The sequence below is a fragment of the Flavobacterium sp. ALD4 genome, assembly GCF_002836475.1.
GTDB lineage: Bacteria > Bacteroidota > Bacteroidia > Flavobacteriales > Flavobacteriaceae > Flavobacterium.
The window spans coordinates 661,304-686,539 of the sequence record NZ_PJBJ01000030.1; the positions used below are offsets into that span (position 1 = coordinate 661,304).

A 25,236-nucleotide genomic window follows, 5' to 3' on the forward strand; every position below is an offset into this window, starting at 1 on the left:
ATCACTGCACAAGAGGATACCACTGCCATCAGGGCTAGCCATAACGTCTATTTTTCATAAGAACTCAAAATGTTAAATCAATTATAAAATCAAAAAAAGCTGTAACATTTAGTCCTTAAATTCAACCTATTAATTCAATCAAAAAACTAAAAATCATGCAAGCACACGAAATAGATTACCACATATTTGGCGAAGAAATGCAATATGTAGAAATCGAATTAGATCCACAGGAAATCGTCATTGCCGAAGCGGGGAGTTTTATGATGATGGACAATAACATTCAGATGGAAACGATATTTGGAGATGGTTCAGAACAAAAATCTGGAATCTTTGGCCAACTTTTAAATGCTGGTAAAAGAGTCCTTACAGGCGAAAGCTTATTCATGACTGCATTTATCAATCAAGCTAATTCCAAAGGAAAAGTTTCTTTTGCCTCACCTTATCCCGGAAAAATACTCCCGATTGACTTAACCGAATTTCAAGGAAAATTCATCTGTCAAAAAAGCTCTTTTCTTTGCGCTGCTAAAGGTGTATCTGTTGGAATTGAATTCTCTAGAAAACTAGGCCGTGGATTCTTTGGCGGAGAAGGCTTCATCATGCAAAAAATAGAAGGCGACGGAATGGCATTTGTACATTCTGGAGGAACTTTGGCCAAAAAAGAATTAAGAGCAGGCGAAGTCCTAAAAGTAGATACGGGTTGCATCGTAGGATTCACAAAAGATGTCGATTACGATATAGAATTCATTGGCGGAATCAAGAACTCCATTTTTGGCGGAGAAGGTCTGTTTTACGCCACCCTTAGAGGCCCCGGAACCGTGTATGTGCAATCGTTACCATTCAGCAGACTCGCTGACAGAATTATTGCTTCAGCACCTAAATCAGGTGGAACTAGCCGCGGTGAAGGAAGTGTATTAGGCGGATTAGGAAATTTACTGGATGGAGATAATCGTTATTAAATTTTTATAACCTTCATAGATAAACGGCCTTCAAAAATGGAGGCCAGTGTCTATTTAAAAGGAAGCTTAATTTGCGGTAAAGGTTGACATAGCGTCTTATTTACAATTTTCTCCCTCATTAATTTTTTCTTATTAAAGTGCCTTGAAATATTCTGAACTATTTCAGTATAATTATCCCCCACAACTTCATCTTTATCATTTTTAAATTGATAATAAAAAGGCTTAATCGATCTGCAATTATTATGTTCAAAAATAGTATTCAATAATGTTCTATCAGACAAACCACAAGAATGCCCCATAATTAAAACTTGAAATCTTTTACTATCCACAAATCGCAGTAAATCGTTATAATTTGAATTTTGTAAGTATTGGAAAGACTTAAAATTCTTTAAATATTCATTATTACCTAAGTTTTCTATCACTTTGTAATCGTCATCCATTTCATCTCCAAAACCGAAATTAATTTTATTATCTGAAACGTTACCTAAACTTCCATGAATAAAATTAATATTACTTTGTATTTTAGCATCACTATTTAGCAGCTCACTATAAATGCTTGAAATTGGAGTGTAATTAAAATATATAAATTATTAACAACTTCTTCCCGACCTTCTTCTTCAAAGCGCTCTTTTATATATTTGATATCTTCTTCATTAATAAATTCTTTTAGAATATTATTTTCGTTACTAAATAAAGAAATAGGTTTTAGCACACTATAAAAACTATTCCACTCGCTAGATTTCTTTTTTATAAAATCTAAATCATATTGATTTATTGCTTTTTCGTTTAAATATCTTGCGAGTAAATTTTTGACTTGTTCAAATTCTTCGTTTAATTTAGAAATACCCCTTATCAAACTCTTACCCTCTATTTCGTCTTTTGCTATCTCTTTTAAATTATTATAATAGATATTCTCAATATCTACCCAATTCTTAATCGAATTTTGATTTAATGATTTAAAAAAATAATTTTTATAATCTATTATTTGAATTCTATTATTTGCAAATACAATTGGATTATCCGCAAGTTTATATATACTTATACCATCCTTTTTATATTTTACATCTATAGGGTAAATGATATCGATTAAATCATTTAAATTATTATGCCCATTAAACTCTGCGTAACTACCAATCTTAAATGCAACTAATTCATCATGATTAGAATCTTTTATGTTTTTCCAATAATCATCCATAAAATCTTTATACGAAGTGGGCAATCCATGTGCTAAATCAAATCCATTTCCAATAATAACAAGTCTGTTCATATTTAAAAAGTTGCTCTTTTCAAAGATAGTTATTTTTCTTACATGAGCTTATATGTCCTCTACGAATGAAAAAATTCGGCTATTCAAAAAAAATCTATAACTTAAATGGTTCAAGAAAATTAAAGCACTAATTTTGAAGTCGCTCAAAAACGAAACAAAACGGTGAAACAAATTCAGTTCAAAAATACCAGCATCTCTTATTCTGATACCGGAAAAGGTACCGCTATTGTCCTGCTTCATGGTTTCTTGGAAAACCAAAGCATGTGGGATAACTACATCCAGACTTTTTCCAAAAAAAACAGAGTCATCACAATTGATTTACTGGGTCACGGAGAAACAGAGTGTTACGGTTATGTCCATTCCATGGAAGACAATGCAGATGCCGTACATTCGGTTTTAGCCGAGTTGCGCATCCGCAAAGCAATTCTCGTTGGTCATTCGATGGGCGGTTACGTGGCTTTGGCTTTCGCCGAGCTGTATCCTGAATATCTAAAAGGCTTGGTTTTGTTGAATTCAACAGCCAGAGCAGACAGCGAAGAACGAAAACTGAATCGGGATCGTGCGATTAAAGCCGTCAAACATTCTTTTATAAATTTCATATCGCTCTCCATTGCCAATTTATTTAGCGAAGGAAACCGAGAAAGACTAGTTAACGAAATTGAAAGTGTAAAAAACAAAGCGCTGAAAACACCACTGCAAGGTATCGTCGCTTCGCTGGAAGGAATGAAAATCAGAAATGATCGTGAAGCGTTATTGCATCTCACGGCTTTTCCAAAATTACTTATTCTTGGCGAGAAAGATCCCGTTTTACCACATGAAGAAACAAAACAACAGGTAGAAAACACAGAAGTGCAGTTGATTGTTTTTCCGGACGGACATATGACTCATATTGAAAACGAGGAGGATTTAACAGCAGTATTACTAAAGTTTTTTAAAAATATTTAAAAAACTTCAGGATTTAAATACCCTTTATCGACTAGCTCCTCTTTACTTTTAAGATGATATGCTTTACCGTCTCTCATTAGCATCAATTTTGTCGAAATCGAAATTACATTTTCGTAATTATGATCTGTAATTACAATCGCTTTTCGTGTAGCGTTTTCTTTTATTAGTGCATTTACTTTTTCAATCATAAGAGGCGACAACCCATTATAAGGCTCGTCTAAAAGAACAAATTTAGAAGGATTACAAAGTACCAACTTGATTTCTAAATAACGTAATTCCCCACCTGATAACTCCGAAATTTTTCTGTTGCTAATCGATTGGATCATTTCCTCATTATAAAAATCATCCGCTTGTTCGCTATTTATGGAGAGCGAAATGGCTTTCTTGACCGATAATTGATTCGGAATAAAATTGTCTTGAGAGAGATAACTTATTTCATTAAATAGATCTCTGGTTTTAGTTTTTACCACTCCATCAATTCGCACAAACTTAAAATCAGCATTTTCAATTCCGAAGATGATTTTCAATAAAGTAGATTTTCCGGAACCATTCCGACCTAACAAACCTATAATGTCATTAGTTTCGCATTTTAAATATACATCTGAAAGAATGGATTGAATATCATATCTTTTCTGTACACTATCTACTTCTAAAATATGCTTTTTCAAAATAGTGTAGCTATAAAGTTAAGGGCAAAACTTAGTACAATTAGAGATACAAACGTACAGCACCAAGCATACAACCAAAGTTCAGTTTTTGAAATAGCATTGTTGTAGTAAAATAAATATTCGTTTTTAGAATTGAATTCCTTAACCGCTATACTAGCAGCAAAACCAACGGTCAAAAAAGTGTATTTAAACGCAAATAACCCTAAAAAGAGAATTGGTACCACACAAACAGCCAAGTTAATGACTAAGTTACTTTTAAAGAACTCAAATATGTTATTTGCTTTTTGTAAAGTCATACTATTTTATGTTGCTACACTTTCTCCTCAAATGGAATACTGACATCTAAGATTTCATTCAACAACAAAACAATCTGCTCCAGGTAATTAGTCATCACCACTTCATTTATGATCATATTCCCTTCTTTTTCTTCTTTGAAATTAAACGGTAAAAACCCAGATTTTAGATTCTTAAAAGAGATAATCCCTGCCTCAATGGGTTTTGATTTAGCTTCAGTTTCATACATGTAGACATAAGCCAAAACCTGAATAATTTTGTCGTTTTTAATCTCCTGGGTTAATCCTTTCCATGTCTTCAGCGTCACACTGGACTTCTCTACTTTACCAGTTTTATAGTCAATAATCCGAATTACTCCGTTGCGTTCTTCGATTCTATCTACATTCCCTTTTATCAATACCGGAAATGGTAAAGTTGGATGATTTAAAATACGTTCAAATGTTTGTTCTAATGCTAAAATCTTTATTGCATCTCCTGCTTTTATACTTTCCAACTCTACCTTTAGAAAATTGGATACATTTCGTTTCGCAACTTCAAAAGCGAGTAAATTACGACCTTTCTTGATTTCCCCTTCTTTATAAACCACTTTGAACTGTTTCAGCACTTCGGCATCGATTTGTTTGAAGCAGTTTTGAATGTCTAATTCTGAAATAAATCTCCCAACAAACGGATCATACAGTGATTTTAATGTCTCATGAATAATGGTTCCCAAAGTGTTCAAAGCTATATTCTCTTCTACTTCTTCGACTTCTCTGATTCGCAATATCTTTTGAAAATAAAACTGAATCGGATTCCTGATATAGCTCGTCAACGCAGATGGCGAAAAACCAACATCGGCAATTTCCTTTAAACGTAGCATCACAGATTCTGATTTCTCAATAACCATCGGCGTATAAGCTGTTTCCGGTAATACAGCATTATAAATTTCGTGTGTTATGGTATGCTTTGCCTGCTTTTCTACTTCTAACTGCGTGATGAATCTACTCTTCTCACCTGCATCTAATCCTTCACTTTCAGTGTTATAAAGCAAATAGATGTTTTTAGCACGTTGCAGTAAATGATAAAAATGATAGGTATAAATGGCGTCTTTCTCCTTGAATGTAGGCAATCCTAATTCCCGTTTCACATCATACGGAATAAACGAATTCTGGGATTTTCCAGCAGGGAACTTTCCTTCATTCATGGAAGTCACAATAACAGTATCAAAATCAAGCACACGGCTTTCTAAAACACCCATAATTTGCAGACCGTTCAGCGGCTCTCCTTCAAAAGAAACTTCGGCAAGGTCAATTACTTGTTTATATATGGCATAAAGCGTCTCAATCTTATCAATGTGTTCGTGTTGCGAATAATAGTTAATCAGCTTGTTAATCACTTTAAAAATGGAAAAAACAAAGGCCTTTGTGATCTTTTCCTCTTTATTGTCATTGCTTAAATTATTTTTAATGGTAAGTAACAACTTAGAAACAGTTTCCAAGACCGCAATCGAACCATTTTCCCATTTTTGGAATAGCAACAGAAATAAATCAGTGGGATAGGCATTCAATTCCATTAATTTATGATGAGTAATAAAAGTGTAGTTGTTTTTATTAATAAGATTAACTAATGTGCTTGTTTGCGCATAAGGCTCCACCAATGGATGTGTTAAAATATCCAGCACATCTTTATAATACAGCACATAATTTTTTGCATTTCTAGCCAATGCGTTAGTATGCATCTTGAATAACTTCGCGATCAAAATTTGGGCAGGATTATTTTTACTTGGATAGCCCATTGTGATATTCAAAGCGCCAACAGAGGAGGGTAACGAATAAAGAAGTGGAACCAAAAGATTTTCTTCACCAAGAACTATAGCCACTTTATCCAGCGTTGTAGTGGGATTTTCATTAATTATATTCTCAATGATACCGCCCGCAATTTTTGCTTGACCTATCGTTTTCGGAGTACCAATAACTTTAATGTTTTTTGTTTGCGAAAAATCATCTACAATCCATTCAAAGGAATTTGACTTGTACTCTTTCCAACTTTTTTTAAATCGCCTTACAAATAAGCCCGCATCATGATAGGGGTCATTTAGGAAGGTTTGGTCAGCATCCCAGTATATTTTTGCCTGGTCAGCAGCTATAAGATGTTGAATGATCTTTTCTTCGGAGGCATTTAAGGCATTAAACCCCGCAAAAACATAATTCTTATTAGTAATTGACTTCGAAAAGTGCTTCAGGTTCCCTACCGCTTCTCGATAGATTAATCCCTGATAACCAATTTTTTTTTTGAGTAGGTGGCTATATAATGTTTGGTAGTAATTGGGCAATAATTTCCAAAAGTCGATATAATTCTCGAGTAGTTGTGTTTTATTTTCGACTTCGATTCCCCATTTCTTGATGTCTTCAATGTCTTTTAAGTAAGACAAAACATAAGATGGGTCTAACAGATAACGATCGATTTCATTAAAATCCTGCAAGAGTGTTTTGGCCCAATTGGCAAACAATTCAAATGACTGTTGGTTAGTTTTCTCAGTAACTGACAAATACACATCATAAAATTCAAACAACAATTCTATGGGATCCGCAGTACGAATTCCTGCGATGTCTTGAATAAAATCCTCGATACTAATAATTTCAGGAGAAAGGATATTAACATCGACTTGCCTTTTCAGGGCTTCAATAAGAAAAATTTTAGCTCTCTTATTTGGTAAAACCACTATCGTATCGGATAGTTTATCGGAATAATTTTCTACTAAAACCTGCGCGATTTTATCTAAAAAGGAAGTATTTTTCATTTTATAAAAATAAAAAAAACGCCCCGATAAATCGAGGCGTTTGCAATAAATATTTTACGAAATTTATTTTATAAAAACAACTTCAGTTCTTCTGTTTTGAGCTTTACCAGCAGCAGTTTTGTTTGTAGCTACAGGTTTAGTTTCACCATAACCAATAGTAGTCAAATTATCTACCTTAGTACCTCTTTGAACTAATGCGTCTTTAACAGCGTTTGCTCTGTCTTCAGAAAGCTTTTGATTAAAAGCATCTGAACCGTCGCTATCTGTGTGTCCTTCTATAGTAAATTTAGCATTAGGATATTCTTTAAGAATATTTGAAATAGCATCCAATCTTACTGGAACATCAGTAGATTTAAAAGTCGCCTTACCGGAATTAAAGAAAACTGATCTTGCTTCCATATTAATGCTGTTTATCGCTTCAGCAGTTACTTCTGGACAACCTTTATTACTTGCAGGCCCAGCAACTTTAGGACAATCGTCATCTTTATCTAAAACACTATCCCCGTCTGTATCAGGCCAAGGACAACCAGCGTTTTCTTTTGCTCCTGCAACAGTAGGACATTTATCGTCTTTATCAGCTACTCCATCTTTATCAGTATCTGGACAACCTTTCAATGCAGCTAAACCAAATACATCTGGACAAGCATCATCTTTATCAGCAATACCATCACCGTCAGTGTCAGGACAACCGTTTAATGCAGCTAAACCAAATACGTCTGGACAAGCATCAGCACTATCTTGAATTCCGTCTCCATCAGTATCAGGACAACCGTTGAATTCTTTTAGACCAGCAACTTCTGGACATGCATCATCTTTATCGTATATTCCATCACCATCAGTATCTTTCCCTCCAAATTTGAAAGTAAGACCAGCAGTATGTTGAAAATGAGATGGAGCATCAGGAGTTCCATTAGCATCCTCTCTATCTCCAAAAGATTTTTTATAAGAAGTCTCAAGAGAAAAACCAACTTGCTCTGTGAACCAAAAAGTCAAACCAGCACCTGGGTTAAGAGTACCATAGCTACTGTCTCCAAGAAAAGTATAACCTCCACCAACATGTAGAGAAGGATCAATCACTTTAGAGTTGATAAGATTCATGAAGCTATATTTAACGCTAGCATCAACACCATAATACATCAAATCACCAGGGTTAGAAACTTTCATTCCTCTTGAATCATATCCTGTTCCAGTTGGATCAAATTTCACATACTTATCAATTTTGTTTACAGAACCTTGAACTCCAAAAGAGAAATTATCTCCTATGTATTTCGACACACTAATATAGGAGACAGACGGAAGAACATTCCAATTGTCTTTAACAGCGAAGGGTTGAGAAAAATGTTGGTCTAACCAACCATTCCCACCATCTGCACTAGTTCTAGTGTCTACGGCATTTACTCCAAAAGAGATAGCCCATGTATTGTTACTGTCTTGCGCGTGAGAGCTTAAACCCATCACCATCATTACAGTAACTAAAATTTTGCTAAGATGTTTCATACTTATTTTTTTTTAAAATAATTTAGTTAATTATATACAAAAGTAACACGTAAAAATTAAACTACAAAAAAAAATGTTAAATAAAAAAAACGCCCCGATAAATCGGAGCGTTTTTCATAACTATTTTAGAAAAATTTATTCTTTAATTAAAGAAATTTCAACTCTTCTGTTGTGTGCTTTTCCTGCAGCTGTTTTATTAGTATCCATTGGTTTTGTTTCACCATAACCTGTATGTTCTAATCTATCCGCCTTGATACCGTTTTCAATCAAATAATTTTTAACCGCATGAGCTCTGTTCATAGATAAATCTTGGTTCAACTCATTACTTCCATCACTATCAGTATGACCTTCAATTAAGAATCTTGAATAAGGATATTCTTTTAAGATTTCAGTGATTGACACTAAAGTTGAGTAAGTTTGTTTTTTGAAAGAAGATTTTCCAGAATCAAACAAGATAGTTTTACTATACTCATTCAATTTCATCATAACAGCTTCTGAAACTTCAGGACAACCATTATTAGCAACAGTACCTTTTACTTCTGGACATTTGTCATCTTTGTCTAAAACTCCGTCACCGTCAGTATCAGGCCAAGGACAACCAGCGTTTTCTTTTGGTCCTGCAACAGTAGGACATTTATCATCTTTATCAGCTATTCCATCTTTATCAGTATCTGGACAACCTTTCAATGCAGCTAAACCAAATACATCTGGACAAGCATCATCTTTATCAGCAATACCATCACCGTCAGTGTCAGGACAACCGTTTAATGCAGCTAAACCAAATACGTCTGGACAAGCATCAGCACTATCTTGAATTCCGTCTCCATCAGTATCAGGACAACCGTTGAATTCTTTTAGACCAGCAACTTCTGGACATGCATCATCTTTATCGTATATTCCATCACCATCAGTATCTTTCCCTCCAAATTTGAAAGTAAGACCAGCAGTATGTTGAAAATGAGATGGAGCATCAGGAGTTCCATTAGCATCCTCTCTATCTCCAAAAGATTTTTTATAAGAAGTCTCAAGAGAAAAACCAACTCGCTCTGTGAACCAAAAAGTTAAACCAGCACCTGGGTTAAGAGTACCATAACTACTGTCGCCAAAGAAAGTATAACCTCCACCAACATGTATCGAAGGATCAATCACTTTCGAGTTAATAAGACTCATGAAACTGTATTTAACGCTAGCATCAACACCATAATACATCAAATCACCAGGGTTAGAAACTTTCATTCCTCTTGAATCATATCCTGTTCCAGTTGGATCAAATTTTATATACTTATCAATTTTGTTTACAGAACCTTGTACTCCAAAAGAGATATTATCCCCTAAGTACCTCGATACACTGATGTAAGATACTGACGGAAGAACATTCCAATTGTCTTTTACAGCGAAAGGTTGAGAAAAATGTTGGTCTAACCAACCATTCCCACCATCTGCACTAGTTCTTGTGTCTACGGCATTTACTCCAAAAGAGATGGCCCATGGGTTGTTACTGTCTTGTGCGTGAGAGCTTAAGCCCATCACCATCATTACAGCAACTAAAATTTTGCTAAGATGTTTCATACTTATTTTTTTTTAAAATAATTTAGTTAATTACAAACAAAAGTAACACCTAAATGTTAAACTACAAAAGGATATGTTAAAAAAACCCCATTAAAACACGAAAAAATGGCAATTATATAACTTTAGATTATAATTATACAACATTTAAAGCCCTACCTACCTCAACAAATGCATTTATTGCTGTGTCTAAATGTTGTTTTGTATGTGCAGCAGACAGTTGGACTCTAATCCTTGCTTTATCCTTAGGCACCACTGGAAAAAAGAATCCAATGACATAAATCCCCTTCTTCAACAATTCATCTGCCATAGTTTGAGATAATTTGGCATCATAGAGCATAACCGGTACAATCGCAGAATCACCTTCAACAATATCAAATCCGGCTTTTTTCATTCCTGCTTTGAAATAATTGGTATTCCATTCTAATTTGTCTCTTAAGCTCGTGTCTTTTTCCAATAATTCAAAAACTTTAATTGACGCTCCAACAATTGCGGGCGCTAAAGAATTAGAAAACAAATAAGGCCTAGAACGTTGGCGTAGTAATTCAATAACTTCTTTTTTAGCAGTGGTATATCCACCCATAGCTCCTCCCAAAGCTTTCCCAAGAGTCCCTGTGATGATATCTACTCTACCCATTACTCCTTTAGCCTCAAGCGTACCTTTTCCTGTCGCTCCAATGAAACCAGTAGCATGACATTCATCTATCATTACCATAGCATCATATTTATCCGCTAAATCACAAATTTTATCTAAAGGCGCAACAACACCATCCATAGAAAAAACACCATCAGTAACGATTATTTTAAAACGACTGCCCGCTTCGCTTGCTTTGATCAATTGTTGCTCTAAATCTTCCATGTCACAATTTGCATAACGGTAACGTGCCGCTTTACACAAACGAACTCCGTCAATGATGGAAGCATGATTTAAACTATCTGAAATTATAGCATCCCCTTCGCCAAATACAGGCTCAAAAAAACCTCCGTTTGCATCAAAAGCTGCTGCATATAAAATAGTGTCTTCAGTACCATAAAAATCAGAAATCTTTTTCTCTAAGGTCTTGTGAATATCTTGTGTTCCACAAATAAAACGGACAGATGACATTCCAAATCCATGGGTATCTAAGGCATCTTTTGCCGCTTGAACGACCTCTGGATGTGATGATAATCCCAAGTAATTATTGGAACAAAAATTCAAAACAGTTTCTCCTGTTGAAATTGTAATCTCTGCCCCCTGTGGAGAAGTAATGATTCTTTCTTTTTTAAAAATCCCATTATCCTCTATCGTTTGCAATTCGTTCTGTAAATACTCTTTAATTTTTCCGTACATTTTTTATCTTTTTATAAATTTACTTTTTTTGCGAATAATTCATTTTAACGCTACAAATTTACTACATGGATTTCTTTTCCGATATAAATCAACGCTTTTTTTACGACTTTATACCCCATTAATTCAATTGCCGATTGGTAATTCTCTAATTGTTTTTGATATTTCGTATCGTGAGCTCCCGTTTTATAATCCAATAAAAAAACTTCTTTGTCTTTAGTCACGACCATTCTGTCTGGCTTTATTGTTTTTCCTTCCTTTTGAATTATGGTTTGCTCATTCAATACCAGATGTTGTTCAGAAAAATAAGAATCCAACGCTGTATGATTCACAATATCCTGAATCGTCTGGCGCACCACTTTCTTTTGATTGAAAGTAATCAATCCGCTTTCAATGGATTTAGTAACAGCAAGATCAATGTCTTTTTTAGTTTTTACAAAAGATAGTATTTCGTGCACTACATTCCCGTATTCGATAGACTCTTGCTGATGTGTTCCCCACATCAATGCCTCCCGCTGTGCTATTTTTATGTTTTTTGGATTCAAAACTTCAGCAACTACCCGGATTGCTTTTGAAGTATCAATATGCATTGCCTTGTTCGATAATTTCGTAGCACTTCCAAATTCATAATCCAATTTATTCTCGTCAAAAACCGCTTTACTCATCAAATAATTAATAAAAAAAGTACACATATTGTTTTTAGGAACTTCCCCTTTACTGGACAAATTCATATTTGAAATAACATACAGCTGCTCCTCCGCACGAGTTAATGCTACATACAGCACATTAACATTATCCAATAATTCTTCTTGCTTCTTTTGATCATAGACGGATTTTGCTTCAACACCGAAGCCTTCTACCGCACTACTGTTGTCCACAAGCACCTTTGGCAGACCAAAATCCATTTCTTCACCGTCAAGCCATAATTTATCTTTAGGCTTTCGACTATAATCTTCTTCAGCGAAAGGCATAATTACCACCGGAAATTCCAATCCTTTGGATTTGTGTATCGTCATAATACGAACCGCATTATTTCCTTCAGGTGATGGGATACTGAACTTCTCGGCATTTTTATCCCAAAAATTTAAGAAGTCTGATATTCCTGCTTGGTTTCTGACATCGCGTTCGAGCACGATATCAAGGAAATATTGAACATACGCTCCGCCGCCTTTGGCGAGATTTGGCGATAGAAATTTCGTGATTACGACTTCCACCGCTTCATACAATGATTTTTTTCGAATGTTTTGAAAGGATAGTGAAATATCATAACTCATTAGCCATTTCTCAAAATCGACTTCTAGTTTTTGCTCCATTCCCTTCGCGATGAAATCATGAACCGGCAACTGATCCTGAATATTTTCGGCTACATAATGCAGAAAATGTGCTTTCGCCTCTAAATCGGCATTGTTTTTCAGGTATTTTAAAAGGTGAATAATCAGTCTGACTTCGGTTGCGTTCTGAATCATCAATGTTTCTGAAGACAACAGCGGAATATTCTGTTCTGTCAAATAATTAGCAATTGCAATTCCCTGACTTCTTTTACGAGTCAAAATCACAATGTCCTTGTATTCAAATCCTTCTTGAACTACTTTTTGAATCGTATTCAAAGTGGCTAAAACAAACAACTCCGTTTTGTCTAAGCCTTCGTCGTCCACTTCAGTCGTTTCCACTTTTGGGATAAAGGAAATATTAACGTAGCCACCAGTTTTATCATTGGTTTTCTGATGGCTGTGATTTTCATATAAATCTTTGTAATCAGGCTGTTCAAACTCTGATGACAACAACTTGAAAAATTCATTATTAAAATCAATCACCTGCGAATAAGAACGGTAGTTTTTATCTAAATGCTCTAACTTCTTGTCAGGATTAGCGAAGGGGTTGTTGTCTTTGCTGAGTTCGATAAACTGCTCTGCCTTTCCACCACGCCAGCGGTAAATGGATTGTTTGGGATCGCCCACAATCATCAAAGTTCCTTTCTCTCCATAATCATCCTGACCAGCAAGCGCATTATCAATTAATGGAATTAGGTTTTGCCATTGCATCTCTGAGGTATCCTGAAATTCGTCAATAAAAAAATGGCGGTAACGCTCCCCTAATCTTTCGTAAATAAATGGCGCAGGTTGATTTTGGATTTCGCGATGAATAATCGCATTAAATTCTGAAATGGAAAGCACATTTTGCTCTTCCTGAATCTTCGCCAATTCATTGCTCACTGTATTTAGTAAAGACAACGGCGTTATGTTTCTAAGAAAGGCTTTATAAAAATCTCTTTTTTCGAAATTTTTATAAACTGTTCCCAAAATCTCAATCAACTCCGGAATTATATTTTCTATTAATGCACGGTCTTTGGCCGTTTTGTTAATTGCAATGTCATCAAACAAATGAAAAGTTTTGTTTTTAGGGTTGTATTTTCCTTCTCGAATACTAATTAAGTGATTTGGAAACGTTCCTCTGGAAAACGATTTCAAGTCTATTCCGTTATTTTCTATGAGAGTTAAGGCAGCTTGAGCAAATTCGGCATTGTCTTTTTCCAAAACTTTGCAAGACTCAATCAGCTTCTTTTTAATTTCGACAAAATCGGCTATGGTTTTATCGTGAAAATGAGTAATTTCATTTCGGTGGTTTTCATTAAGAACTAAACGCCCCGTGTCCAGAATCTCGCGCGAAATATCCCAGGATTTATCATCATCCGTTTTCTCCATTGTGAAATCGATGAGTAATTTGGTCAGAGTTTCGTCTTCCCCAGCTTGTGCGATGATTGCATCAACCGCCTCGATCAACAAATTCTCCGTGTCCAAGGTCACCTCAAAAGTCATGGGCAACTTTAAATCATGCGCAAAAGCACGGATGACTTTGTGCGTAAATTTATCGATAGTAGAAATATCAAAAGCAGCATAGTTATGAATAATATGCTTAATGATTTGTTGTGATTTGCTTTTAATTTGAATAATCGAAAGCGCTGTATCCATCGCCAAATCCTTCATCAAATCCTGCGCTTTTTGAGTAGGTTCGTCTTTAGCAAATTCAGACAAACTTCCCACAATACGGCTTTTCATCTCGTGTACCGCTTTATTGGTGAACGTAATGGCGAGAATGTTACGATACGCATCATTTTTAGGGGCTACTAAAATGATCTTCAGATATTCTTTTACAAGTGCATACGTTTTACCGGAACCTGCGGATGCATCATATATGGCGAATGATGGTCTGACCAACCTTCCCGAAGGAGACGGAGTCGAAACTGGATTTACTTTATGTTCCAAATTAGCTTAAATTTTTTTATTTGTATTTTTATACGGCAGGATTATTATACTCTGTGACGATGACTACTAGAACTAGCCCTGATAGAAGTGAAAATCCTTTTTCTAAATCTTCCAGATTTAGAAAAAAATTGCAACGTATAGCAGGAAAAAGCTCCTAAAAACAGAACTATTGCTAGGTTGCTTTTAAAAACTGCTCGTTTATTGCTTAAAAGTACTATTTTTGCACTATGGAAACAAATAGACAGAAAAAAATAGGCGGGGTAATCCAAAAAGATTTAGTGGATATCCTACAAGGTGAGGTGAGAAAAAACGGAGTAAGTAATTTAATTATTTCGGTATCCAAAGTTGTTGTAACTTCAGATTTATCTGTGGCAACGGTTCATTTAAGTGTTTTTCCTCAGGATAAAGCAAAAGAGATTTTAGAGGCAGTTAAGTCGAATTCTAAAACAATAAAACATGATTTATCACAAAGAGTACGTTTGCAATTAAGAAAAGTACCTAATTTGGTTTTCTTTATTGATGACTCATTAGACTACATAGAAAAAATTGATACTGCTTTAGCCAATAAAGATAACCCTATCGAAAACAGAGATCTTTTAGAGAAACGCAAGCTGATATAATTTGACTTTCCCCCTTTACATCGCCAAACGTTACATTCTGAGTAACAGTAAAAACAATGCTATAAACATCATCAATCGCATTGCGAGTATGGGAATCATAGTTGGCGCCATGGCTTTGTTTGTGGTATTATCTGTTTTTAGCGGATTGAAAGTGTTTAGTCTTTCGTTCACTAACGACATTGACCCAGATCTAAAAATAAGCAGTATTTTAGGAAAATCATTTCTCGTTTCTCCATCACAAGAAGAACAAATAAATAAAATAGACGGCATAGCTTCCTATAGCAAAATTATAGAAGAACGCGTTTTATTTGTTTTTGAAGACAAGCAAGTCGTAACATATTTAAAGGGGGTTGATCCCACCTTCAGTAAAGTAAACGATATTAAAAAAACGTTGTACAATGGACAATGGTTTGAGCCTGATACTTACCAGGTTGTCGTAGGTTATGGAATTGCACAGAAATTCTCGATGGGATTACTGGACTTCAACAAACAACTGGAAGTCTTAGTTCCTAAGCCCGGAAGAGGGGCCATTACAAACCCCGCGCAAGCTTTTAATAAAACCGATGTTTTTCCCGTGGGCATTTATGCCATCAGTGAAGATCTTGATTCTAAATACGTTTTTGCGGATTTGGGACTGGCGCAGGAATTATTAGAATACAAAACAAATCAAATTTCGGGAATTGAGATTAAAGAAAAAAAGGATGCAGATGAAGCGGCAATCATCGAAAAACTACAAACCATTTTCAACAATAAAATCACGATAAAAAATAGGGCCCAACTCAACGAAGCCTTGTATAAAATGCTGAATACAGAGAATATCGCTGTGTATTTAATTTTTACTTTGGTTATCGTGGTGGCACTTTTCAACCTTATTGGCGCACTAATTATGATGATTCTCGACAAAAAAGGAAATTTAAAAACACTTTTTAATCTGGGAACAGAAATCAAGGATTTACGTAAAATATTTTTACTTCAAGGAACGCTACTAAGTGTTTTTGGTGGAGTTATTGGACTCCTTTTAGGAATTGCAATTGTATTGTTACAACAACATTTTCAGCTCGTGATGATTACCCCAACACTGGCGTACCCAGTGGTTTTTACACTTGAAAACGTATTGATTGTTATGGGGACGATTGTAACCTTGGGTTTTATCGCTTCACTAATTGCAAGTAGTCGAGTAAGTAAGAAGTTGCTAGATTAGGATTTTTAACCCGAGCGATAGCGAAGTTTTTAAGATTTAAAAAAAATACGAATTCGACGAATTAATTTAATGCAAATTCGTGGAATTCATATTTAAAATAGCTAGTTATACAAACTCGTATCCTGCATACGACTCTTCAATCTCATTCAACGCAGCGAATAATTCCTCAGGATGATCTAAGGTTACCAATTTTTGTTTGTACGGCTTAAACGAATGAATTCCTTTAAAATAATTTGTATAATGCGGTCTCGTTTCTACAATCCCGAGGCGCTCTCCCTTCCATTCCATTGCCCAAGTAAGGTGATTGCGTACTGCTTCGACTCTATCGACAACAGTGGGTTTAGCCAAATGTTCTCCAGTATTAAAATAATGTTTGATTTCATTAAAAATCCAAGGATAACCAATTGCAGCACGACCAATCATAATGCCATCGATACCGTATTCGTTTTTATATTGTAGTGCCTTTTCAGGACTGTTAATATCTCCATTACCAAAAATAGGCATCGTAATTCTTGGGTTGTTTTTTACACGAGCAATATGTGACCAATCTGAATGTCCTTTGTACATTTGGGCACGTGTTCGAGCATGAATACTCAATGCAGCAACTCCAATGTCTTGAAGACGCTCCGCTACCTCATCGATATTAATAGAATTATCATCCCATCCTAAACGGGTTTTTACCGTCACCGGTAAATGGGTACTATCGATCACGGCTTGCGTTAGGCGAATCATTAAATCAATGTCTTTTAATACTCCCGCACCAGCGCCTTTACAAACCACTTTTTTTACCGGACAACCAAAGTTAATATCTATAATATCCGGATTTACAGTAGAAACAATTTTAGAAGACATAGCCATTGCCTCTTCGTCTCCTCCAAAAATCTGAATACCCACGGGTCTTTCATAATCGAAGATATCTAATTTCATGCGGCTTTTGATGGCGTCACGAATTAGCCCTTCGGAAGAAATAAATTCTGAGTACATCATATCGGCTCCGTGCATCTTACACAACCTACGAAAAGGTGGGTCGCTCACGTCCTCCATAGGAGCGAGAAGTAAAGGGAAATCCGGTAATTCTATGTTGCCAATCTTAATCATCTGCTTAAATTTTGTGCAAAATTACGCTTTTTTGATCAAAGCATGAAATAGCACCGATGAAAGACTTATTACTTAACTCATTAGTTTGCGATTTGGGACTTTGAAACTGTTGAATTTAAACTATCTTTGCAGATTAATGGTCGCACTTTAGCAGATTGCGTCAGGGGTTGCGGCAAAACACTTGTAGTTGTGAGATTACAGTAATTAAGATTACGATAAAAAGCCCGTTCGCCGCGGAGAACAAGCCCTTAATAAAATTGACACAAACAGGATATGAAACACATACGAAATTTTTGCATTATTGCACATATTGATCACGGTAAAAGCACACTTGCCGACCGTTTACTTGCCGCTACCCAAACCGTTACGGCACGTGAAGAGAAAGCACAATTGCTTGACAGCATGGACTTGGAACGCGAACGTGGTATCACGATAAAAAGTCATGCGATCCAGATGGAGTATACGTACAAAGGCGAAGAATACATCTTGAATCTGATTGATACTCCCGGACACGTAGATTTTTCTTATGAAGTTTCCCGATCTATTGCGGCCTGTGAAGGGGCGCTTCTGATTGTAGATGCAGCGCAAAGCATACAAGCTCAAACCATTTCAAATCTATACTTAGCTTTAGAAAATGACTTGGAAATTATTCCTATTCTGAATAAAGTAGATTTACCAAGTGCCAATCCCGAAGAAGTAAGTGATGATATTGTTGATTTATTGGGCTGTAGACTCGAAGAAATCATTCACGCCTCTGGAAAAACCGGTTTAGGAGTAGAAAACATCTTGGCTGCTATTATCGAAAGAATTCCACCTCCAAAAGGAAATGTTGATGAGCCGTTACAAGCTTTGATTTTTGACTCTCATTACAATCCATTTCGTGGAATTGAAGTTATTTTCCGTGTTATAAATGGAGAAATTAAAAAGGGTCAGAAGATTAAATTCATGGCTACTGGAAATGAATATTTCGCAGACGAAATTGGAACATTAAAACTGAACCAAGTTCCGAAAAAAGTTATTTCCACTGGTGATGTTGGTTATTTAATTTCAGGAATTAAAGAGGCAAAAGAAGTAAAAGTTGGAGATACAGTGACAGACGCAAAAACACCAACGACCAAGATGGTTAAAGGTTTTGAAGATGTTAAACCAATGGTATTTGCAGGGATATACCCTGTTGACACCGAAGATTATGAAGACCTTAGAAACTCTATGGAAAAACTGCAATTGAACGATGCTTCACTTGTCTTTTTACCTGAAAGTTCCGCCGCTTTAGGATTTGGTTTCCGTTGTGGATTCTTAGGGATGTTACACATGGAAATTATCCAGGAACGTTTAGAACGTGAGTTCAACATGACTGTAATTACTACAGTCCCCAACGTTTCGTATTTTGCTTACACCAAAAAAAATCCTGAAACTGCATTAGTAGTAAACAATCCAACTGATTTACCGGAGCCTTCTAAATTGGATCACGTAGAAGAACCTTTCATAAAAGCAACCATTATTACGAAATCTGATTTTGTAGGGAACGTAATGTCATTATGTATCGAAAAAAGAGGCTTGATTACGAATCAAACCTATTTAACTACGGATCGTGTTGAATTGACTTTTGATATGCCACTCGCTGAGATTGTATTTGATTTTTATGACCGTTTAAAAACCGTTTCTAAAGGATATGCTTCTTTTGATTATGCTCCTATTGGAATGCGAACATCAAACTTAGTGAAAGTAGATATATTATTGAATGCTACTGTCGTAGATGCTTTATCACTGCTGATTCACGTAGATAACGCCTACCACATAGGTAAAAAAATGTGTGAGAAACTAAAAGAATTAATCCCGCGTCAACAATTTGATATTCCTATTCAGGCAGCGATTGGTGTGAAAGTGATTTCCCGTGAAACCATTAAAGCGTTACGTAAAGACGTTACCGCAAAATGTTATGGTGGTGATATTTCCCGTAAACGCAAATTATTGGAAAAACAGAAAAAAGGAAAGAAACGTATGCGACAAGTTGGAAATGTAGAGATCCCTCAAGAAGCTTTTATGGCTGTTTTGAAGTTGAACGACTAACCCCCCCTTGCCCCCGACGGGAGAAATATAATATTGAGAAACCTGACGATGTAAAAATTGTCAGGTTTTTTTATGCTTTTCCATTTTATTCCCCGGCGGCGCTAAAGGATTTTATTTATCCTTCAACCATTCAAATAATCTTTTGGCCTCTTCTAATTTAAATAGCTGAGTGCCTTCATTCATCGTTGCTGCTGATCCGCAAGCCACTCCCCAGCGAATAACCTCTTTAAGACTTTTATTCTGAGACAATGCCCAGACCATTCCGCCCACCATACTGTCTCCAGCTCCAACGGTGCTTTTTTTAGCAACATTGGGTGCCGGAACATAGTCATAGGAATCTTTTGTAACTAATACCGCACCTTGAGGCCCAAGGGAAACAACCACAACTTCGGCACCGCCCTTCCTAATTATTTCTTTTGCCGCTTCATTAACTTCCTCCACCTCCAAGTATTCCACACCAATTAATTTTGCCAATTCACCCACGTTAGGTTTAATCATGTAAACCCCTGTTTCTAATACTTTTCTTAATGGGTCACCACTGGTATCTATAATCAGTTTTGAATTTGATGTTTTAGCCATTTCGGCTATTTCTTGATAAAAATCTACCGACAACCCCTCACTCAAACCACCGCTTAAAACCAAATAATTAAAGTCTAATTCTTGAATAGTTGAAATAATTTTATCTTTTTCCGTAATTGTAAGCGGCGGTGCTGGAAAAACAAACCGAAACTGAGAATTGGTGTTATCATCAACTGCGACGAAATTTTCCCGTGTCCAACTTTGAGTCTCGATAGCTTCAAAAGGCACTGATTCCTCTTTTAAAAGCTTTTTTAGCATCTCTCCTGTCGATCCCCCCGAAGTCATTACAGCCAGCGAGGTTCCTTCCAGTCTGGATATTGCCTTAGACACATTGATTCCTCCCCCTCCTGCATCAAACAAAGGCGTTTGGCAACGAATTTTTTGTTCAGGAACTAATCCCGAAAAATGAGCACTTTTATCTAAAGCAGGGCTCACTGTCAGAGTTACGATGTCGAATGATTTCATTTTATTTGATTTTGCTACCCTAAAGATGCAAAAAAATATTTAAACCTCATAAAATGCTATTTAACTAGTTTCTTTCGGGTGATTAATCCACTTCGTATTAGACAAAACCTTTGTACCTTTGCAACTCTGTACCGCCCGCTTTAAAACCCCGTACAGAAAAACAAACTTAAAAAATATGATTGAAGATAAAACCCCACAACGTACCAGTATTGCTCAATTAGGAGAATTTGCATTGATTGATCACTTAACAAAAAACTTTGAAATCACTCAAGCTTCGACTTTAAAAGGAATTGGTGATGACGCTGCAGTGCTGGACTTTAAGGACAAAAAAGTCGTTATTTCTACAGATATATTGGTTGAAGGCGTCCATTTTGACTTGGCCTATATGCCTTTGAAACATCTAGGTTATAAAGCGGTCACTACCAATATTTCTGATATTTGTGCGATGAATGCAAAAGCTACACAAATTACAGTTTCCGTTGCAGTTTCTAATCGTTTTCCACTGGAAGCATTAGACGAATTATTTGCTGGAATTACACATGCTGCAAATGAATATAAAGTAGATGTTATCGGTGGAGACACTACTTCGTCACAAAAAGGATTAATCATCAGCATAACTGCGATTGGTGAAGCAGATGAAGAGGAGATTGTTTACAGAAATGGCGCTAAACAAACTGACTTATTAGTGCTTACCGGCGACATTGGTGCGGCTTATATGGGACTGCAAGTATTAGAGCGGGAGAAGCAGGTATTTCAGGTAAACCCAAATTCACAACCTGATTTAGACGCCTATACTTATTTAATAGAGCGTCAACTGAAACCTGAAGCTCGAAAAGACGTTCGTACCTTATTGCATGCCTTGGAAATTAAACCAACATCAATGATTGACATTTCTGATGGGTTATCATCTGAAATCATGCATTTATGCAAGCAGTCAAAAGTAGGCTGTAATTTGTATGAAGATAAATTACCACTTGACCCGCAGTTGATTAATGTATGTGAGGAATTTGACATCGATTCTACAACGGTGGCTATAAACGGTGGTGAAGATTATGAATTACTTTTTACTATTGCCATGGAGGATTTTGAAAAAATTAAAGGAAACCCTAATTTCTCCATCATAGGCCATATGACCCAAGAAAGTGAAGGACTACATCTGATCACTCGCGCAGACACTAAAATTCCGCTAAAAGCACGTGGTTGGGATGCTGTGACTGAATAAAAAATAAAAAAACGGCATTTATAAATTTATAAATGCCGTTTTTTTTATCCTTAGTGGACCGTTAAAATAACAATCCTATATTTCTTGCTTCACGAACCAAGTCGATATCAGTTCCGTCAATTACTTTCAACAAATCCTTAAGATTTAACTTTCGTACTTCGATTGCATTTAACGATATGGGAATGTATTGTGTTATGTCTTTGCTTGTAGTCCCTTTTGATAAATGAAATAAAATTTGCTTATCAAACAAGTCAATTTCAATACTATGCTCTTGTGATTCTAACATTTTAATAACCGATTGACTGTAATACGTTTCATTATTTATCACCTTATCGAAGGCGAATAATAATTCGTCAAATGTCAAATCATTTTTTATAACCAATCCATTGGGATTTATATTTTTTATGATGGTTTTTATCTTTAGAAACTCCGTAAACATCGTCAGCAAAATGATTTTGCAATTCGGCATGAATTCTAAAAGCAATTTCGCCAAGTCTTCACCGGAATAAATACCCTTATCCTCATAGGGCGGCATACTTATGTCTAAAAAAGCGATATCAAAAACTACAGATTCAGGATCTGTAATTAAATTATATGCTGATTCACAATCTTTGGCTTCCATTATAGAAAACTCATGATTCTTTGGGTTGTACCTTGTAATTGCGTTCTTATACCCTTGTATAATAAAAGGGTGATCATCCACAATTAGTATATTGTTTTTTATCGTTGTTGAGGCAGCAGATTCAAATGTCATTTCTATGTATATATTAGTTTTTGTTCTATTGGAACGATAATGGTGATAGTTGTACCTTCTCCTTTTTTTGAATTAATCTGAAATTCGCCATTGCATTCTTTTGTTCGAGAAAGCATATTTTGAATACCTATACCCTTCTTTTTTACTTTTGCATTAAATCCGATGCCGTCATCAATAATGACAAGAACCAGATTATCACCCTTCCTTCTCAATTCTATTTTGACAGTATTTGCATTGGCATATTTATTAATGTTTTGAAGCGATTCTTGCATGATTCGGTACAAATTGATTTTCACGGAATTCACTAACAACTCCCATTTTATAGTACTGTCAATACTTGAAATCAATTTAGTTTGAAACGTCTTCCTTTGCTCTTCAAATAGATTGTCGACGATAGCGACGAAGTTATTAATTAATTCCGATTTTTCCCTATTTAAATCATGTGAAATTTCACGAATATCCTGCTCTATATTCTTTAATTCCGACAAATAACTAATTCTTTGACTTACAGCTATATCATCCTGAAACCCATTTAAGCCATCCAAATTCATACGAACACCAAACATTCTCCCTAAAACGCCATCATGCAGTTCTTGAGCTACCCTTTTTTTCTCCTTTAGCCTTATGGTATCCATAGTAGTTTGTTGGGAAATCATTAAATTATAAATATCCTCATTGGCTTTTTGCTGCTGCTGCTTGTATAAAAGCACCCTGTTTTTAGTTTTCTGGGCTTTAATGATATAAATAAATAATCCTAAGATTGTTACAAAACTTAAAACATATACTAAATTCCTGTTTTGAGTTGTTAAATCTGAATTCTCTCCTTTAATTTGATCTGTCTCATATTCAATACGAGCGAATTTATCGCCCATACTGCGTTCTTCTTTTTGCAACTCTTCATTAATTTGAATGTATTCCTTATTGTATACTGCCGCCCTCTCCGGTTCAATAATTGATAATTGCTTTAAAGCGACTAAAACATCTCGAGAAACATCAGTCGATTCAGCTAACAACAAAGCTTCATTTGAATATTTTAAGGCATTTAAAGTATCCCTTTTTGACGCAAAATATTCTGATAAATGTATTTTGTTAACAAATACACCACTGGTTAATTTTAAACTATCTTTAAACTTAAGAGATTTAAAAAATAATTCCGGAAGGTCATTTGATTCATTCAGTTTGTACTTTGAATACGCTAAATTATCTAATAATAAGCCATAAACAAAAGGCTTCTGTGTACTTAATTTTTTTTGTTCCAGTCCTTTTTGAAAATAACTTTTGGCCAATGCATATTTTTTAGCATTTAAATATAAAAATCCTATGTTATTATATGAAGTGGCTCTGGATTGATACTCTTCAGGGATTACGTTATCGTCAATTACTGCAAGTGCTTTATTGTGATAAATAATTCCATTTTCAAATTCTCCTTGCTCGCAATATGTAGTCCCTAAAATATTATATGCATCATAGTAAATAGCATTATTCCGCTTTTCATCTTTAATAATCCGCAATAGATCAAATACTATTTTTTCGGTTTCTGCAAAATCTCCTACGCGAAACTGTAAATCTGCTTTATTAATTAAAATTCTACTCTGATTGAATTTATCTCCAAGCTCCTTATATGCTTTTTCAGCCCTGTCATAAAACAGAAACGCACTATCCTGCACAGATTTAGAAATATAATAATCTCCAAGATAAGTGTAAGCCTTAGCTTCACTAGAGGAGTCCTTAGCTATTTGTGATTTTTCTAAAACCAAATAAACAGTTTTACTGTATTTTCTCCAGTCATTAATATTATAAAATCTATTCGCAACTCTAAAAAGATTCACTCGATTTATGGAATCATTATCATTATTAACTACAATATCATAAGCTTTTTGAGTATACTGTAATCTTTTTTCTCTAGGTAAAGCTAAATCATTAGCTAAAGTAAAATAGTTTGACAAACTGTCTTGTGAAAATTCTAGGTTGCCTTTCCGCTCGTTTTTCTTGGCACAACCAAAAAAAACAGACAGAAGTAGTAATCCTAGGTATATATAATATCTATCTTTCAATTATTGATTGAGAATTTTATCAAAAATAGTAAAATAAAACTATTGTCATAAAAAAAGGCTATCAAATAATTGATAGCCTAAATAATTTTATGGATTCTAATTTAATAATCAGTCTAGTTTCATGTTTCCACCTGTAGCATTACCACCGATAATATCCAATTTCATATTTCCACCAGTTGCATTTCCACCAATAATATCCAATTTCATATTTCCACCAGTTGCATTTCCACCAATAATATCCAATTTCATGTTTCCACCAGTTGCATTTCCACCGATAATATCCAATTTCATATTTCCACCAGTTGCATTTCCACCGATAATATCCAATTTCATATTTCCACCAGTTGCATTTCCACCGATAATACTATTAGTTTCTGGTGTAGTAAAAGAAGTTAAAAACATTACTAAAGAGAAAATTCCGATTGTTAAGATTGCTTTTTTCATAATAGGGGATTTTTATGTTATATGTTTATGTTCACATTATATATGACATGCTATTGTAGCGTCATTACAATGTAAATGTAGATAGCATCTCTCTTTTTTTCTTACAAAAAAAAGGTTAAATGGTGGAATACAATCATCTGATAGTGAATGGGGCCCAAATCTTGGTA

Annotated in this window: 20 protein-coding genes; 6 read left to right on the forward strand and 14 right to left on the reverse strand. The window is 35.2% G+C overall.

The features are described from left to right. Nucleotides 1-155 precede the first annotated feature (155 nt). Nucleotides 156-956 (forward strand): TIGR00266 family protein, encoded by an 801-nt coding sequence (locus CXF59_RS11575; protein ID WP_101137922.1) that lies wholly within the window; start codon nt 156-158, stop codon nt 954-956. Between the two features lie 50 nt (nt 957-1,006). Here CXF59_RS11575 and CXF59_RS15590 read toward each other — a convergent pair whose 3' ends face one another. Both CXF59_RS15590 and CXF59_RS15595 read right to left on the reverse strand, forming a co-directional pair. Further along, the gene (locus CXF59_RS15590; protein ID WP_101137923.1) at nt 1,007-1,540 is read right to left on the reverse strand and encodes an AbiH family protein; all 534 of its coding nucleotides are present in this window, start codon (nt 1,538-1,540) and stop codon (nt 1,007-1,009) included. Then, on the reverse strand, nt 1,492-2,223 hold the full coding sequence (locus tag CXF59_RS15595; RefSeq protein WP_101137924.1) for an AbiH family protein: 732 nt from the start codon (nt 2,221-2,223) through the stop codon (nt 1,492-1,494). The genes CXF59_RS15590 and CXF59_RS15595 overlap by 49 nt, the downstream gene beginning before the upstream one ends. A 162-nt stretch (nt 2,224-2,385) precedes the next feature. On the opposite strand from CXF59_RS15595, the gene CXF59_RS11590 reads away from it, so the two are divergent. Further along, entirely contained in the window at nt 2,386-3,168 is a 783-nt protein-coding gene (locus CXF59_RS11590; RefSeq protein ID WP_101137925.1) for an alpha/beta fold hydrolase, read from the forward strand. Here the strand turns inward: CXF59_RS11590 and CXF59_RS11595 are convergent. The 7 genes from CXF59_RS11595 to CXF59_RS11625 all read right to left on the reverse strand — a co-directional run bounded on the left by CXF59_RS11595 (nt 3,165) and on the right by CXF59_RS11625 (nt 14,514). Then, the gene (locus CXF59_RS11595) at nt 3,165-3,836 is read right to left on the reverse strand and encodes an ATP-binding cassette domain-containing protein (RefSeq protein ID WP_101137926.1); all 672 of its coding nucleotides are present in this window, start codon (nt 3,834-3,836) and stop codon (nt 3,165-3,167) included. The genes CXF59_RS11590 and CXF59_RS11595 overlap by 4 nt on opposite strands. After that, nucleotides 3,833-4,132 (reverse strand): hypothetical protein, encoded by a 300-nt coding sequence (locus tag CXF59_RS11600; RefSeq protein WP_101137927.1) that lies wholly within the window; start codon nt 4,130-4,132, stop codon nt 3,833-3,835. Before CXF59_RS11600 ends, CXF59_RS11595 begins: the two co-directional genes overlap by 4 nt. Before the next feature lie 14 nt (nt 4,133-4,146). Further along, nucleotides 4,147-6,909 carry a PD-(D/E)XK nuclease family protein gene (locus CXF59_RS11605; protein ID WP_101137928.1) on the reverse strand — a complete coding sequence of 921 codons (2,763 nt, stop codon included), beginning with the start codon at nt 6,907-6,909 and terminating at the stop codon, nt 4,147-4,149. Nucleotides 6,910-6,972: 63 nt separating this feature from the next. Further along, nucleotides 6,973-8,406: an OmpA family protein gene (locus tag CXF59_RS11610; protein WP_101137929.1), complete on the reverse strand. Its 1,434-nt coding sequence runs from the start codon at nt 8,404-8,406 to the stop codon at nt 6,973-6,975. Nucleotides 8,407-8,541: 135 nt separating this feature from the next. Then, nucleotides 8,542-9,975: an OmpA family protein gene (locus CXF59_RS11615; protein ID WP_101137930.1), complete on the reverse strand. Its 1,434-nt coding sequence runs from the start codon at nt 9,973-9,975 to the stop codon at nt 8,542-8,544. A 133-nt stretch (nt 9,976-10,108) separates the two neighbouring features. Then, entirely contained in the window at nt 10,109-11,302 is a 1,194-nt protein-coding gene (gene kbl / locus CXF59_RS11620; protein ID WP_101137931.1) for a glycine C-acetyltransferase, read from the reverse strand. 50 nt (nt 11,303-11,352) lie between these two features. After that, complete coding sequence (locus tag CXF59_RS11625; RefSeq protein WP_101138535.1) at nt 11,353-14,514, reverse strand: exodeoxyribonuclease V subunit beta; 3,162 nt, start codon at nt 14,512-14,514, stop codon at nt 11,353-11,355. A 275-nt stretch (nt 14,515-14,789) separates the two neighbouring features. Here CXF59_RS11625 and rbfA point away from each other — a divergent pair, with 275 nt between their 5' ends. Both rbfA and CXF59_RS11635 read left to right on the forward strand, forming a co-directional pair. After that, complete coding sequence (rbfA, locus tag CXF59_RS11630) at nt 14,790-15,182, forward strand: 30S ribosome-binding factor RbfA (protein ID WP_101137932.1); 393 nt, start codon at nt 14,790-14,792, stop codon at nt 15,180-15,182. A gap of 1 nt (nt 15,183) precedes the next feature. After that, nucleotides 15,184-16,383, forward strand: coding sequence for an FtsX-like permease family protein (locus CXF59_RS11635; RefSeq protein ID WP_101137933.1), 1,200 nt, complete (start codon nt 15,184-15,186; stop codon nt 16,381-16,383). Between the two features lie 105 nt (nt 16,384-16,488). On the opposite strand, the gene dusB is transcribed toward CXF59_RS11635, so the two are convergent. Beyond that, entirely contained in the window at nt 16,489-17,481 is a 993-nt protein-coding gene (dusB, locus tag CXF59_RS11640; RefSeq protein ID WP_101137934.1) for a tRNA dihydrouridine synthase DusB, read from the reverse strand. Between the two features lie 273 nt (nt 17,482-17,754). Between dusB and lepA the strand changes: the two genes are divergently transcribed. Next, nucleotides 17,755-19,551 carry a translation elongation factor 4 gene (gene lepA / locus CXF59_RS11645; protein ID WP_101137935.1) on the forward strand — a complete coding sequence of 599 codons (1,797 nt, stop codon included), beginning with the start codon at nt 17,755-17,757 and terminating at the stop codon, nt 19,549-19,551. A 111-nt stretch (nt 19,552-19,662) separates the two neighbouring features. Here lepA and CXF59_RS11650 read toward each other — a convergent pair whose 3' ends face one another. Continuing rightward, entirely contained in the window at nt 19,663-20,595 is a 933-nt protein-coding gene (locus CXF59_RS11650; protein WP_101137936.1) for a 1-phosphofructokinase family hexose kinase, read from the reverse strand. Nucleotides 20,596-20,770: 175 nt separating this feature from the next. Between CXF59_RS11650 and thiL the strand changes: the two genes are divergently transcribed. Continuing rightward, nucleotides 20,771-21,817, forward strand: a complete 1,047-nt coding sequence (gene thiL, locus CXF59_RS11655) for a thiamine-phosphate kinase (RefSeq protein ID WP_101137937.1) — start codon at nt 20,771-20,773, stop codon at nt 21,815-21,817. Between the two features lie 61 nt (nt 21,818-21,878). Here thiL and CXF59_RS11660 read toward each other — a convergent pair whose 3' ends face one another. The 3 genes from CXF59_RS11660 to CXF59_RS11670 form a co-directional block, all read right to left on the reverse strand. Beyond that, nucleotides 21,879-22,571 carry a response regulator gene (locus tag CXF59_RS11660; protein ID WP_101137938.1) on the reverse strand — a complete coding sequence of 231 codons (693 nt, stop codon included), beginning with the start codon at nt 22,569-22,571 and terminating at the stop codon, nt 21,879-21,881. 2 nt (nt 22,572-22,573) lie between these two features. After that, nucleotides 22,574-24,625, reverse strand: a complete 2,052-nt coding sequence (locus tag CXF59_RS11665) for a tetratricopeptide repeat-containing sensor histidine kinase (protein WP_101137939.1) — start codon at nt 24,623-24,625, stop codon at nt 22,574-22,576. 108 nt (nt 24,626-24,733) lie between these two features. Continuing rightward, a complete protein-coding gene (locus CXF59_RS11670) occupies nt 24,734-25,069 on the reverse strand; it encodes a 3-oxoacyl-ACP reductase (RefSeq protein WP_101137940.1) in 336 nt (111 codons plus the stop codon). Between the last annotated feature and the right edge of the window lie 167 nt (nt 25,070-25,236).

Bases quoted from the DNA above. Each gene is read 5' to 3' on its own strand.
- CXF59_RS11575 (WP_101137922.1), top strand. From the start codon at position 156: ATGCAAGCACACGAAATAGATTACCACATATTTGGCGAAGAAATGCAA.
- CXF59_RS15595 (WP_101137924.1), bottom strand. From the start codon at position 2,223: ATGAACAGACTTGTTATTATTGGAAATGGATTTGATTTAGCACATGGA.
- CXF59_RS11600 (WP_101137927.1), bottom strand. From the start codon at position 4,132: ATGACTTTACAAAAAGCAAATAACATATTTGAGTTCTTTAAAAGTAAC.
- CXF59_RS11605 (WP_101137928.1), bottom strand. From the start codon at position 6,909: ATGAAAAATACTTCCTTTTTAGATAAAATCGCGCAGGTTTTAGTAGAA.
- CXF59_RS11610 (WP_101137929.1), bottom strand. From the start codon at position 8,406: ATGAAACATCTTAGCAAAATTTTAGTTACTGTAATGATGGTGATGGGT.
- CXF59_RS11615 (WP_101137930.1), bottom strand. From the start codon at position 9,975: ATGAAACATCTTAGCAAAATTTTAGTTGCTGTAATGATGGTGATGGGC.
- kbl (WP_101137931.1), bottom strand. From the start codon at position 11,302: ATGTACGGAAAAATTAAAGAGTATTTACAGAACGAATTGCAAACGATA.
- rbfA (WP_101137932.1), top strand. From the start codon at position 14,790: ATGGAAACAAATAGACAGAAAAAAATAGGCGGGGTAATCCAAAAAGAT.
- dusB (WP_101137934.1), bottom strand. From the start codon at position 17,481: ATGATTAAGATTGGCAACATAGAATTACCGGATTTCCCTTTACTTCTC.
- lepA (WP_101137935.1), top strand. From the start codon at position 17,755: ATGAAACACATACGAAATTTTTGCATTATTGCACATATTGATCACGGT.
- CXF59_RS11650 (WP_101137936.1), bottom strand. From the start codon at position 20,595: ATGAAATCATTCGACATCGTAACTCTGACAGTGAGCCCTGCTTTAGAT.
- thiL (WP_101137937.1), top strand. From the start codon at position 20,771: ATGATTGAAGATAAAACCCCACAACGTACCAGTATTGCTCAATTAGGA.
- CXF59_RS11660 (WP_101137938.1), bottom strand. From the start codon at position 22,571: ATGACATTTGAATCTGCTGCCTCAACAACGATAAAAAACAATATACTA.
- CXF59_RS11670 (WP_101137940.1), bottom strand. From the start codon at position 25,069: ATGAAAAAAGCAATCTTAACAATCGGAATTTTCTCTTTAGTAATGTTT.